Below are 13532 nucleotides of genomic sequence, written 5' to 3' on the forward strand. Positions count from 1 at the left end.
TAAGTTTAATTATCGCGTTCAATGATAAAGCGGGCTAACGCGAGAAGTGGCGCCGTGTTGTAGGAAAGTGCGGCCAACTGATCCAATGCGGAAACGGCTTCCTGATACAGGTCTGCGGCCTTGGTTTTCGCGCCATCCAGCCCCAGCAGGGCAGGATAGGTACTTTTCCCGAGTTGCTGGTCAGCACCCTGACGTTTACCGAGCGTAGCGGTATCGCCAACCACGTCCAGAATATCATCCTGAACCTGAAATGCTAAACCAATGGCCTGCGCGTAGTTATCCAGTATCGGTAAAACGGCACGTCCGGTTTCACCGGCTGCCAGCGCGCCCATGCGCACGGCGGCGCGGATCAGCGCACCGGTTTTATGACGATGAATTTTTTCCAGCGCCTCCAGGCCAACCTGCTGGCCTTCCGCAGCTAAATCCAGAGCCTGACCACCACACATACCGCTGACTCCGCTGGCGCGGGCCAGTTCGGAAATCATCGCCAGACGATCTTTTATGGCAACATCCGGCATTTCGCTGTCAGCCAGAATAGAAAACGCCAGCGTTTGCAGGGCATCGCCCGCCAGAATCGCATTAGCTTCGCCAAATTTAATGTGGCAGGTTGGCTGACCACGGCGCAAATCGTCGTCGTCCATGGCCGGTAAATCATCATGTATCAGTGAATAGGCATGAATACATTCCACGGCAGCCGCAGGCGCATCGAGATTTTTCAGATCGAGGCTGAACAACTGGCCGCTGGCGTAAACAAGATATGGACGCAGACGTTTACCCCCCAGCAGCGCGCCGTAACGCATGGCTTCAACCAGCGGTAAATCTGCCAGCGGCTGTGCGCTGATATAGGCTGTTAGTGCCTCATCGACACGCTTTTGCATTGCGCGCAGTTCACGGGTAAATCCGCCAGCGCTGGAGAGAGAGATCGCTTCAGACATGACCCGTTACTCGGCTTCTGGGGTGAACGGCGTCAGCGGAGCATCGTTGTCGCTGTCGAGCAGGATCTGAACGCGTTGTTCTGCCTGTTGCAGCTTTTGTTGCCCCTGACGTGCCAGCTGGACGCCTTGCTCAAATTCGTTGAGTGCGTCTTCTAACGGCAGCTCGCCCGACTCAAGGCGGGAAACAATCTGTTCCAGTTCGGCCAGAGCCGTTTCAAAATTGGCAGGTGATGCAGATTTTTTTGACATAATTCTCTTTTAATATCGTTGATCAGAACGGATGATCGAAGTACTGAGGCGACAGACTCAGCGCTCAGCCTCAAGAGACATTCCTGTTCAGTATGAGATCGGCTACAGGGTTTTGTGCACAGAGTACCCATTTTAAGTGATATACTCTGCGCCGCAGATATTATTGCTAAGCCCAATGTGACACATAATGAACATTTGGCTTAGCAATAATAGGATCCTAGATCCTTATTCAGCGACTTACTACCCCGTTTTTTCACCCGCTAACAAAAGACTGCCATGAAGTTTATCATTAAATTGTTCCCTGAAATCACCATCAAGAGCCAATCTGTGCGTTTGCGCTTTATTAAGATCCTCTCAAGCAGCATTCGCAATATTGTGCGACCGCATGATGAGACGCTGGCGGTGGTTCGCCACTGGGATCATATCGAAGTTCGCAGTAAAGACGAAAGTAAACACGACCTGATTCAGGAATTGCTCTGCCGCATTCCGGGTATCCGTTATGTGGAAGAAGTTGAAGACCGTCCTTATACCGACGTTCACAATATCTTTGAGCAGGCGCTGGAAGCTTATCGCACTGAAGTAGAAGGCAAAACTTTCTGCGTGCGTGTTAAACGTCGTGGCAAACATGACTTCACGTCTACTGAAGTTGAGCGCTATGTCGGCGGCGGTCTGAATCAGCACATCGAATCGGCCCGTGTGAGCCTGACCGCTCCGCAGGTCACGGTGAAACTGGAAATTAACGACGATAAACTGGTGCTGGTAAAAAGCCGCCTCGAAGGCCAGGGCGGTTACCCGATTGGTACACAGGAAGATGTGCTGTCACTGATTTCCGGTGGCTTTGACTCCGGCGTATCCAGTTATATGCTGATGCGTCGTGGCTGTCGTGTGCATTATTGTTTCTTTAATCTTGGCGGTGCCGCGCATGAAATCGGCGTAAAACAGGTGGCTCATTATCTGTGGAACCGTTTTGGCAGCTCGCATCGTGTGCGTTTTATCGCGGTTGATTTCGAACCGGTAGTGGGTGAAATACTCGAAAAAGTCGAAGACGGCCAGATGGGTGTGGTGCTGAAACGCATGATGGTGCGAGCGGCGTCTGCTATCGCTGAGCGCTACGGCGTCCAGGCACTGGTGACAGGTGAGGCGTTGGGGCAGGTGTCCAGCCAGACACTGACCAATCTGCGTTTGATTGACAATGTTTCGGGCACGCTCATCCTGCGCCCGCTGATTTCTCACGATAAAGAGCACATCATCAGGATTGCCCGTGAAATCGGTACCGAAGATTTTGCCAAGACCATGCCTGAATACTGTGGAGTGATTTCGAAAAGCCCGACGGTGAAGGCGGTGAAAGCCAAGATCGAAGCTGAAGAAGCAATGTTCGATTTTGACGTGCTGGATAAAGTGGTCAGTGAGGCGCGCAATGTCGATATTCGCGAAATCGCTACGCAGGCAGCCGAAGTCGTACCGGAAGTGGAAACGGTGGCGGAGTTTATCTCAACAGACATCGTTCTGGATGTCCGCGCACCGGATGAAGTGGAAGCACAACCGCTGGCACTGGAAAATGTTGAAGTGAAACCGCTGGCGTTTTACAAACTGGCCACTCAGTTTGGCTCTCTCGATCAGAGCAAAACCTATCTGTTATATTGTGACCGCGGCGTCATGAGCCGTTTGCAGGCGCTGTATCTGAAAGAACAGGGTTTCGATAACGTTAAGGTGTATCGCCCTTAGTTTTTACCCTTCAGGCTGCAGGTGCGCTGGCTTTCCTCTTCCCGTCGGGGCCAGCGCAGGCGCAGTTTAAAAGGTTGCCCTACAGCCCGAATTATTTCGGGTATCTGATGGTTCAGGATTCCCGGGCACCTTCATCGGTATAATTATAAATCCCCGGCGCAAGAACCAGTTGCGCGGCAATCTCTGCCGCTTTGGTTTTACCCAGCAACAGATCGATAATCTTCAGGGCAAACTCCATGGATGTGCCCGGTCCCTGACTGGTCAGAAGATTAACGCGTGGATCGAAAATTACGCGACGATCGGACCATTTGTTCGGGTCGATCTTATCCCTCAGGCCCGGGAAGCCAGTCATGTTGCCTACCGGGAATAAATCGTGATATTCCAGCACCAGCGCAGGAGCGGCGCAGATGGCGGCAACGATTTTACCGCTGACGTGCATCTGTCGGACTTTCTCCACCAGCAACGGGCTTTCACTGAAGCAGGTTGCACCAGCGAGGCCGCCTGGCAGTACGATCACGTCATGCTCATCATCTGCGACATCCACCAGTGCGACGTCGGCCAGAATCCGCACGCCGCGTGAGCAGCGGATCTCCAGATTGCCATCGCCGGCGACGCTGGCCGTGATGACGTTAATGCCCGCCCGCACCAGCAAATCAATTACGGTAACGGCTTCTATTTCTTCGCTACCAGGTGCCAGGCAGACCAGAACTGATGCGCTCATAATCGTTTTCCTTTCTCTTAATCTGTTCAAATAAGCGGGTATTCACCGGTAAATTCAGCCCATATTTCCGTCCGCGCCGCAGGACATAGCCGGTAATGTAATCAATTTCAGTATGACGCTGGCTGCGGATATCCTGCAACATCGATGAATGATTTGCTGACGTCGAGTCGATCACCTGATAGACAAAACTGAGTAAAGATTCGCTATGAATTTCAACGCCTTCAATGGCCATCACCTGTGCGACTTCCTGACAGATTTCTTCAATCTGCGCGGTATGGGCCAGTAAATCGCCGTTAGTGCAATTGTATATCGCCGTCAGCGGATTGATGACGCAATTCACCGCCAGTTTATTCCATAACGATGATTTGATGTTGTCATGCCACGCGACATCCGGTAACGCATTATGCAGCGTATCTGCCAGTGAACTCAGTGCAGCACCGCGCGGTGTTACCGGCCCGATGTGTGTGACACCCGCTGCGACATGGACAATTGCGTTGCTTTCATGACGTGCCGCATGGGTCGTCGCGCCTTGCAAAATGGCCAGACGATGGGGCGGTAATTCATCAACAGTACCCATGCCATTATGCAGCAGTAATATTGCGCAATTATCATCAAGCTTTGGCATCAGCGCGCTGACCGCGCCGGAAACCTGCCATGCTTTGAGCGTAACCAGCAGTAATTCGCTTTGTGCCAGATGTTCCGGGTCGTTAGTAGGCATATTGCGATTAAAAGCAATGCCTTCCGGCGAGATAACGTTGACGGCACAAAATGGCTGCGGAATGCGGATCCAGCCCTGTACGTCGTGGCCTTGCTGAGAAAGAGCCGAAAGCCAGAGTTGTCCCAGCGCACCGCAACCCAATACTGTTATTTTCATTGTGCCTCCCGGGAATCGTGGCGAAATAGAACCATGAAGAAGATAGTTGAAAGAATATTCTGCTGTCCGGTTATCTTATTAGTATAGACTTTTGTGCTACAGATCACATTTTCACCTGCACTTTATGAGCACCGGAGCATTTAATGTTTGGTGCTTTGCTGTCGTTTGGCATCGGCGGTTGAAGGCGGTATTATGCACGCCATATAACGCAACACAAAAACTACAGGGAGAAGCGATTATGCCGTCTTTTGACATTGTTTCCGAAATCGACATGCAGGAAGTGCGTAATGCCGTGGAAAATGCCAGTCGTGAACTGCAAACCCGTTGGGATTTCCGCAATATTCCTGCCAGCTTCGATCTCAATGAAAAAAATGAGAGTATTAAAGTGGCCAGCGAATCAGATTTTCAGGTGAACCAGCTGGTGGATATTCTGCGTGAGAAGTTAGCCAAACGTGGCATTGAAGGCGGGGCGTTGGAAATTCCGGAGCAGATGGAGCACAGCGGTAAAACTTACAGTGTTGAAGCAAAATTGCATTCCGGCATTGAATCCACGCTGGCGAAGAAAATCGTCAAGCTGATCAAAGACAGTAAGATTAAAGTGCAGGCGCAGGTTCAGGGTGACGAAGTTCGTGTCACTGGCAAAGCGCGTGATGATTTACAGGCTGTGATGGCACTCATCCGTAACGGCGATTTAGGCCAGCCGTTCCAGTTCAAAAACTTCCGCGACTGATAGCCGTCGTTCTTTGAGCGGCAGATGTGTTGACCGTATTCAGTAACCCGAATCACTTACTCCGGTAAGCGCATCGGGTTCCTTCATTTGCCGCCTTCCTGCCGCTCAAATTACCTGGCTCTCTGGCAATTAACATGGGAACGCATTGCGTCCCTTTTTTGTGGGTTACTTGCGCTGGCGTAGTCTTTTCACCAGCTCGAAATCTTTAAAGTAAACAGGTTTGTCATACTGCATCGACAGGTTCCCGGCGATCCCGGTCAGGATCGACATGGCACCGGCGCGATGATCGGCTGCACGTTTTAACGGATCCTCTTTGCGCTCGCCGAACAAGTCTTCCAGCATCGCATTATCACCGCCGCCGTGACCACCTTCTCCCAGTTGGAATTGTGCCTTCCAGGGTTCGGCAAATAACGGATAAACCGTGATTTCCGCTTTTTCAATGCTGCCTTCTTTTTCGCGTTTCCCACCTGCGTTAACGTAAGACATCTCGACAATTTTCATTTCAATGCGTCCCCGGGTGCCGTTAAACACCACGTTCAGCCCTTCCCATGGCAGATATGCATTCAGTGAATAGGTCAGTTGCACCTTGTTCTGATATTTCACCAGCACCGATAACGTATCTTCAATATTGATGCCCTCGCTGAATACACTCTGATCACGGAAGTAGTTATCTTCGTGTTCCGCATCCAGATACAGCGCTTTAAGCTGGGCATTATTTGCCATATGCAGTGCAAACGGATCATTTTGTGCCTGTGTGTAGCCATGCGCACGCGGATAAAATTCTGTCATGCCGCGTTTCTCAGCATTCTCTTTCCCGTAAAACCGCAGGTCACCCTGGGCGTACACTTTTTCCGGCGTACTGTTCAGCCAGAAGTTCATCAGGTCAAAATGATGGGTGGATTTATGCACCAGCAGGCCGCCGGAATTGCGTTTTTCACGGTGCCAGCGACGGAAGTAATCTGCACCATGTTCGGTATTGAGCAGCCATTCAAAATGAACTGACAGCACTTCGCCGATAGTATCCTGCATCAGCAGTTCGCGTATTTTGCTGTGATGCGGCGCGTAGCGGTAATTGAACGCCACACGCACCTGATAACCGGTGGCATCGACCGCATCCAGAATACGCAGCGCCCGGTGTTCATCAATGGTCATCGGCTTTTCAGTAATGACGTCGCAACCGGCGTGCAGGGCGCGGACGATGTAATCATCATGCGTGCGGTCCATGCTGGTGACAATCACGATATCCGGTTTGGTTTCGTCGAGCATCGTATTGAAACCGGCCGCTTTCCAGGTCGGTACCCGGGCGACGCCACTTTGCTCAAGCTGGCGGTTCGCATAATCCATTCGCGTCTGGTTTGTATCACAGAAAGCCACAAATTTTGCATTGTGGCGGTATTTGCCGGTGATCGCTTCAATGTATAAACCCGAGCGACCGCCGGTGCCAACGAGAGCATATGTTTTCATGAGATCCTCAAAAGGCCCGAAAGCCGTCATCACTGACAAAATTTTTGTTAAGGAATTCCTGAGGATAATGATTACTGAGGTTTTTTAAGTGAGGGGAGTCACGCGGCAGAGATAAAAGTGAAACGCTGTGCCAGTTTGCCAGCACAGCGTGTTTTTGTCAGGAGGGCAATCAGGCCGCGCTGACCAGTTGTTCGAGCGCTTTACGGTTAGTCTGTTTGGTATCCACTTTCACATAGGCACTGAATTCTTCCGGTACGACAACGGCTTCAGCCACACCTGGCTGTGCAAGGATCCGCGCCTGCAAGGCGGAATCTTTCACTGCCAGTTCAGATAAGGTGATACGCAGGCTACTGACATACGGCGGTTCAGTCATAGTAGAGCTAACCAGCAACCAGACGACGGCAATTGCCGCACATACCAGGAATACTGTACCGGCACCGGCGTGTCCGTAAACATAACCGCCTAAGCTGCCACCAATTGCTACCCCGATGAACTGGCTGGTGGAGTAAAGCCCCATTGCCGTGCCTTTATAGCCTGCGGGAGATTCTTTACTGATTAGCGAGGGTAAAATCGCCTCCATCACGTTGAAGGCCAGGAAGAACAACTGGATACCGGCGATGACTGCCCATAAATGCAGGCCAGCAGCCCACAGCACGATTTCAGCCAGCAGCAACACCATCACGCAACCCATGAATACCTGTTTCATGTGGCGCTTTTTCTCGGCGTAAACGATCACCGGAATGACGGCAACGAAAGATGTCAGCATGGTGATCAGATACACCCGCCAGTGTTCACTCGGCGGGAAACCTGCATGTTCCATCACTTGCGGCAACACCACGAAACTCGACATCAGTAACACGTGAAGACACAGGATGCCAAAGTTCAGCTTCAGCAATTTAGCGTTACTCAGCACTTTACCGAAGCTGCCTTTCACCATGCTCGATTCACGGTTCAGGATGTGCGTGGCAGGGGAGGGCACCACGGCCACGGTGATGATGATACCGAGAATGGTCAGCGCCGCGATCGCCCAGAACAAGGCGTGTAAGCCCCAGGCGTGGGTGATGATCGGGCCGAGAACCATTGCAATCGCAAAGGTAATACCGAAACTGATGCCGATAAACGCCATCGCTTTGGTACGGTTTTGCTCGCGGGTCAGGTCAGAAAGCAGGGCCATCACGGCAGCTGCAATTGCGCCAGAGCCTTGCAAGGCACGACCTATGATCACGCCCCAGATAGATTCGGTGGAAGCAGCCACAATGCTGCCGATACAGAAGATGACCAGACCAAAGACGATCAGTGGTTTGCGGCCAACACGGTCAGAAAGCAGGCCAAACGGGATTTGGAAAACAGCTTGTGCCAGTCCGTAAATACCGATGGCGATGCCGATCAGTGTTTCGCTGGCGCCGGACAGTTTCATGCCATAAGTGGTCAGCACCGGCAGCACCATGAACATGCCGAGCATGCGCAAAGAAAATACTGTCCCTAGTCCCCATGTAGCCCGACTTTCCTGCGGGGTCATCTGGTTATCGTTCACATTACTACCTCAAAATAACAATCCGACATTTTAATGATTAAGCCGGCTTGGGTAAAACGATGGATCTTTAGCAGATATTACGAAATTTGCCCGTCAGAGTGAGCAAAAGAAAAGGCCAGTATTGCTACTGGCCTTTAGCTGTGATTTCAGCGGGTTACACTGAACGTGTGCGTTACCAAACGTACGTCAGCAATGATGTCGGGGCAGAATTAAAATCCACGGACATCATGAAGCTCAGCGACATGATAGTGATGATGGAGAAACCAAACAGCTTCCTCGCCCACAGCACATCGTTTTCCGTTTTGTAACCCTTCAGTGCCATACCCAGCCACCAGATACTCACAGCGGCGGCGACGATCAGGTATTTATAACCTGCATAACCGCTCAGGGTCAGCATCAGTGTCGCAATCATAAAGGCCAAAATATAGACGATAATATGATGCTTGGCGACAGAAATGCCTTTCACCACTGGCAGCACCGGGATGCCCGCAGCCTGATAATCCTTGAAGCGGAAGATGGCAATCGCGTACGAATGCGGCATCTGCCACAGGCTGAAAATCAGAAGCAGGATCAGGGCACCGGTATCGAACTGGCCTGAAACGGCACAATAACCGATAACCGGTGGCGCTGCGCCAGATAAGCTGCCGATCAACGTGCCGTATACCGAGTTGCGTTTCATGTACAGGCTGTAAATGCCGACATAAACCACAAAGCCCATCACTGCCAGCCACATCGCCAGCGGATTTGCTCCGATATACAACAACGCAAAGCCCGCAATACCCAGAATGGTCGCGTAAACCAGGCTTGTTTTCGGCGGAATAAGCCCTTTCACCAGGACCCGGTTCTTCGTTCTTTCCATGATCCGGTCGATGTCGCGGTCGATAAAGTTGTTAAATACACAACCCGATGCGACCACCAGCGAAACACCGACCAGTGTGGCGAGAAAGAGTGGGAAGTCGATGCTGCCTTTGGCAGCAAGGAGAAATCCCCCGATGACAGAAATTAAGTTGCCGAAAATAATTCCTGGTTTCGTTACTTGCAGGTATTGCTTAATCATCACGTGCAGCTCGGCTCTTTAACTGACCATCATATTGAGGTTGAGGTTATACATAATCCACAATGAGCCCACAACAACGATAAAGATAATCACAGCGGTGAACAGAAGCGCCACCAGGTTCCAGCGCTCTTCCGACGACGTATTCATGTGCAGGAAGAACACTAAATGGACAACGATCTGGATGATGGCGGAAGCAACCACGGTACCCAGAATCAGTGAATGTGATGCCGTGTCGGTCATGACCATGGCAAACGGGATCACCGTCAGGATAACCGACAAGATGAAGCCAATAGCGTATGACTTCAGGCTGCCGTGGCTTGCGCCACCATGGGAAGTAGCAGAATGACTCATTACATCGCTCCCATCAGATAAACAACGGTAAACACGCAGATCCACACCACGTCAAGGAAGTGCCAGAACAGGCTCAGACACATCAGACGGGTTTTGTTAACTTCCGTCAGACCGCGACGTGAAACCTGAACCATCATCGTCAGGATCCAAATCAGACCACAGGTCACGTGCAGACCGTGGGTGGCGACCAGTGCAAAGAAGCCAGACAGGAAACCACTGCGTTGCGGGCCATAGCCTTCAGCAATCAGGTGATGGAATTCATAGAGTTCCATCCCGATGAAGCCTAAACCGAACAGGAATGTCAGGAACAACCAGCCGTTAACAGCGGCTTTGTTGCCTTTGTTCATGCCCAGCATGGCAAAGCCGTAAGTGATACTACTGAACAGCAGGCAGAAGGTTTCTACCAGCACGAACGGCAGTTCAAAAATGTCTTTACCAGAGGGACCGCCAGCGGTCCCGTTTACCAGCACTGCATATGTCGCGAACAGGCTCGCAAACAAAATGCAGTCACTCATCAGGTAGATCCAGAAGCCGAAGACTTTGGTTGCACCTGCATCGTGGTGCCCATGCTCAGCATGGGCCTCATCGTGGTGAGTCAGAGTATCAGTTGCCATGTTTCACACCTGCTTTACGGATTTGTTCATAATGTTGGTTTTCAATACGTTCCACTTCTTCAACTGGCACGTAGTAATCAACATCTTCGTCGAAGCTTTTCGCAATCCAGGTCGCAGCCAGGGCAATGAAGCTCACTGCAGCCAGCCACCAGATATCCCAGATTAAGGCGAAACCACAAACCAGACTCAGCATAGCGATGATGAAACCGGCGCCGCTGTTACGTGGCATATGAATCGGTTCATATTTAGCAGGCTGCTTGTAAGCGGTACCTTTCTCTTTCATGTCCCAGAACTCATCGCGGTCGTGAATTTGCGGCACGATGGCGAAGTTGTAGAACGGAGGAGGAGAAGATGTTGACCACTCCAGAGTACGTGCGCCCCACGGGTCGCCGGTCAGATCACGGTTCTGGTCGCGGTCGCGAACGGAAACGAAGATCATGATCAGCTGGCAGAGGATACCGCAGGCAATCAGTGCAGCACCGCATGCCGCAACAACCAGCAGCGGGTGGAACTCAGGGTCGATGTTCTGGCTGACACGACGGGTCATGCCCATGAAGCCCAGTACGTACAATGGCATGAATGCAACGAAGAAGCCGATGATCCAGAACCAGAATGAACGCACACCCCATTTTTCGTTCAGCGTGAAGCCGAAGGATTTAGGGAACCAGTAAGTCAGACCTGCGAAGCAACCGAAGACCACACCACCGATAATAACGTTATGGAAGTGGGCAATCAGGAACAGGCTGTTGTGCAGCACGAAGTCAGCACCCGGAACCGCCAGCAGAACGCCGGTCATACCACCTACAGAGAAGGTGATGATGAAGCCAACAGTCCACAACATCGCCGCGTTAAGCGTGATACGGCCCTGATACATGGTGAACAGCCAGTTGAAGATTTTTACCCCGGTCGGGATAGAAATGATCATCGTCATGATGCCGAAGAAGGCATTGACGTTAGCGCCTGAACCCATGGTGAAGAAGTGGTGCAGCCAAACGATGAACGACAACACGGTGATGGCGATGGTTGCCCATACCAGCGAGGTGTAACCGAACAGACGTTTTTTGGAGAAGGTCGCGGTCACTTCCGAGAACACACCGAATACTGGCAGAACCAAAATGTACACTTCCGGATGGCCCCAGGCCCAAATCAGGTTGATGTACATCATCATGTTGCCGCCCATATCATTCGTGAAGAAATGGGTGCCCAGATAACGGTCTAAAGTCAGCAGTGCAACAGTCACGGTCAGAATCGGGAAGGACACGATAATCAACACGTTGGTGCACAGTGCGGCCCAGGTAAATACCGGCATTTTCATCAGCGGCATACCCGGTGCGCGCATCTTCAGGATGGTCGCAAAGAAGTTAACACCGGTCAGCAAGGTACCGACACCGGATATCTGGAGACTCCAGATCCAGTAATCTACCCCGACCCCCGGACTGTATTCCTTACCTGACAGTGGCGGATAAGCTAACCAGCCGGTCTGTGCGAACTCACCCACACCCAGAGAGATGTTGATCAGCACAACAGCCGCGGCGGTAAACCAGAAGCTCACGTTGTTCAGGAACGGGAACGCAACGTCGCGCGCACCGATTTGCAAAGGAACAACCACGTTCATCAGACCGATTACGAAAGGCATCGCCATGAAGAAAATCATGATCACGCCGTGCGCGGTAAAGATTTGGTCGTAGTGATGAGGGGGGAGGAAGCCCGGCTCGCCCGCAGAGGCAAGGACCTGCTGGCTACGCATCATGATGGCATCGGCAAAACCACGCAAAAGCATGACGAAGGCCAGAATGATATACATGATACCTAATTTTTTGTGGTCGACGGAGGTCAGCCACTCGGTCCACAGATACTTCCACTTACCGAAATAGGTGATGCCGGCAACGACTGCCAGACCACCGATAATAATTGCGGCAACTGTGACCATGATAATCGGTTCATGATACGGAACCGAATCAAGCGTTAATTTTCCGAACATCTTTTATTCCTCGGCTCCGGCTGCGTGAGACTGTCCACCCATATCCATGCCTTTCATGTCAGCGCCTGCAGGTATTGGCATGGTATGACCTTCCGGCGCTGCCTTCATGTCATGCATGGAGTATTTGCCAATGATTTCTTTAAACAAACCAGGTTTTGCAACAGAGAAGTATTCGACCGGGTTGTCGATGCTCTGTACAGCCAGTTTGTTGAAGTCATCAGTTGTCGCCAGCTGATTCGGTGCACTTTTCACTTTCGCTACCCAGGTGTCGAAATCGGCACGGGTTGGAGTCGCAATTGTGTTGAACTTCATACCTGAGAAGCCGCGGCCGCTGAAGCTTGCTGAAATGCCTTTATACGTACCCGCTTCATTTGCAATCAAATGCAGCTGAGTTTGCATACCGGCCATCGCATAAATCTGCCCGCCTAACTGAGGAATGAAGAACGAGTTCATCACAGAGTCTGAAGTGACTTTGAACTGAACAGGCACATCTTTAGGAATAACCAGTTCGTTAACGGTCGCGATGCCCTGTTCTGGATAAATGAACAACCATTTCCAGTCCAGAGAAACGACTTCAACCGTCATCGGTTTTTGGTCAGTCACAATTGGCTTGAACGGATCAAGCGAGTGGGTGGTTTTCCAGGTAATCGTTGCCAGGATGGCAATGATAATAATTGGAACTGTCCAGACGACGGCTTCAATTTTGTTGGAGTGGGACCAATCAGGACTGTATTTTGCTTTTGTATTGGAAGCGCGATACTTCCAGGCAAAGGCAAACGCCATGATAATAACTGGTATAACAACGATCAGCATTAAACCGATAGCGGTTAAAATCAGCGTTCTCTGCTCAAGTCCAATTGCTCCCTTGGGATCCATCAATGCCGTATTGCAACCGCTCAACATTACTGCGGAGGCAAATAAGGACAACATCCCAATACTTTTATTGTATTTCTTAAGTCTCATCTAACGACCTCAATAACTAGGGCTCTATTGTCGCTTCAGGTGTGCGGGCATTTTACGGGAAGGTTGCAGGACTGTAAACACGCTTAAACAAGTGTCAAAGCGCTGTTGACACTTTATGTTAACGCAGTCACACATGTCACGGAACGTGACAATTTACAGTCGGCAACAATATGTTGCGTATGGATTTTTTTCTATAGTGATGAAAAACAAGGAGTGACAGATTTTGACATTATAATTGCCGTGCGATATCGCATCGGTAGGTTTAATTAATGTTAAATTAATGTAGACAGCAGGTGAAATAAAAGCACAAAAAGCACGAAAGAAAATTATCCCT

The 13532-nt window shown here is 50.9% G+C and carries 13 protein-coding genes; 2 read left to right on the forward strand and 11 right to left on the reverse strand.

The genetic code is table 11. From position 1 onward, the window contains the following. Positions 1-5 precede the first annotated feature (5 nt). Together ispA and xseB are read right to left on the reverse strand one after the other, a co-directional pair. A complete protein-coding gene (gene ispA, locus J1781_RS14845) occupies positions 6-935 on the reverse strand; it encodes a (2E,6E)-farnesyl diphosphate synthase (protein ID WP_217233806.1) in 930 nt (309 codons plus the stop codon). A 6-nt stretch (positions 936-941) separates the two neighbouring features. Beyond that, entirely contained in the window at positions 942-1184 is a 243-nt protein-coding gene (xseB, locus tag J1781_RS14850) for an exodeoxyribonuclease VII small subunit (protein WP_129952849.1), read from the reverse strand. A gap of 276 nt (positions 1185-1460) precedes the next feature. On the opposite strand from xseB, the gene thiI reads away from it, so the two are divergent. Further along, complete coding sequence (gene thiI / locus J1781_RS14855) at positions 1461-2909, forward strand: tRNA uracil 4-sulfurtransferase ThiI (RefSeq protein ID WP_217233807.1); 1449 nt, start codon at positions 1461-1463, stop codon at positions 2907-2909. A gap of 112 nt (positions 2910-3021) precedes the next feature. Here thiI and yajL read toward each other — a convergent pair whose 3' ends face one another. After that, a complete protein-coding gene (yajL, locus tag J1781_RS14860) occupies positions 3022-3630 on the reverse strand; it encodes a protein deglycase YajL (RefSeq protein WP_129952847.1) in 609 nt (202 codons plus the stop codon). Continuing rightward, positions 3593-4504: a 2-dehydropantoate 2-reductase gene (gene panE / locus J1781_RS14865; RefSeq protein WP_217233808.1), complete on the reverse strand. Its 912-nt coding sequence runs from the start codon at positions 4502-4504 to the stop codon at positions 3593-3595. The genes yajL and panE overlap by 38 nt, the downstream gene beginning before the upstream one ends. Before the next feature lie 238 nt (positions 4505-4742). On the opposite strand from panE, the gene J1781_RS14870 reads away from it, so the two are divergent. Then, a complete protein-coding gene (locus tag J1781_RS14870) occupies positions 4743-5234 on the forward strand; it encodes a YajQ family cyclic di-GMP-binding protein (protein ID WP_129952845.1) in 492 nt (163 codons plus the stop codon). A gap of 165 nt (positions 5235-5399) precedes the next feature. Here the strand turns inward: J1781_RS14870 and J1781_RS14875 are convergent, their stop codons facing one another. The 7 genes from J1781_RS14875 to cyoA form a co-directional block, all read right to left on the reverse strand. Next, positions 5400-6698: a Gfo/Idh/MocA family protein gene (locus tag J1781_RS14875; RefSeq protein ID WP_129952844.1), complete on the reverse strand. Its 1299-nt coding sequence runs from the start codon at positions 6696-6698 to the stop codon at positions 5400-5402. 169 nt (positions 6699-6867) lie between these two features. Further along, a complete protein-coding gene (locus J1781_RS14880; protein WP_129952843.1) occupies positions 6868-8232 on the reverse strand; it encodes an MFS transporter in 1365 nt (454 codons plus the stop codon). Positions 8233-8404: 172 nt separating this feature from the next. Continuing rightward, positions 8405-9289 carry a heme o synthase gene (gene cyoE / locus J1781_RS14885; protein WP_129952842.1) on the reverse strand — a complete coding sequence of 295 codons (885 nt, stop codon included), beginning with the start codon at positions 9287-9289 and terminating at the stop codon, positions 8405-8407. 18 nt (positions 9290-9307) lie between these two features. Beyond that, on the reverse strand, positions 9308-9640 hold the full coding sequence (locus J1781_RS14890; protein WP_013576648.1) for a cytochrome o ubiquinol oxidase subunit IV: 333 nt from the start codon (positions 9638-9640) through the stop codon (positions 9308-9310). Continuing rightward, positions 9640-10254, reverse strand: a complete 615-nt coding sequence (locus tag J1781_RS14895) for a cytochrome o ubiquinol oxidase subunit III (RefSeq protein ID WP_013576647.1) — start codon at positions 10252-10254, stop codon at positions 9640-9642. The genes J1781_RS14890 and J1781_RS14895 overlap by 1 nt, the downstream gene beginning before the upstream one ends. After that, a complete protein-coding gene (gene cyoB, locus J1781_RS14900; protein ID WP_013576646.1) occupies positions 10244-12235 on the reverse strand; it encodes a cytochrome o ubiquinol oxidase subunit I in 1992 nt (663 codons plus the stop codon). Before cyoB ends, J1781_RS14895 begins: the two co-directional genes overlap by 11 nt. Before the next feature lie 3 nt (positions 12236-12238). Then, positions 12239-13198 carry a cytochrome o ubiquinol oxidase subunit II gene (gene cyoA, locus J1781_RS14905; protein ID WP_129952841.1) on the reverse strand — a complete coding sequence of 320 codons (960 nt, stop codon included), beginning with the start codon at positions 13196-13198 and terminating at the stop codon, positions 12239-12241. Between the last annotated feature and the right edge of the window lie 334 nt (positions 13199-13532).

This window comes from Rahnella perminowiae (genome assembly GCF_019049695.1).
Classification (GTDB): Bacteria; Pseudomonadota; Gammaproteobacteria; order Enterobacterales; family Enterobacteriaceae; genus Rahnella; species Rahnella perminowiae.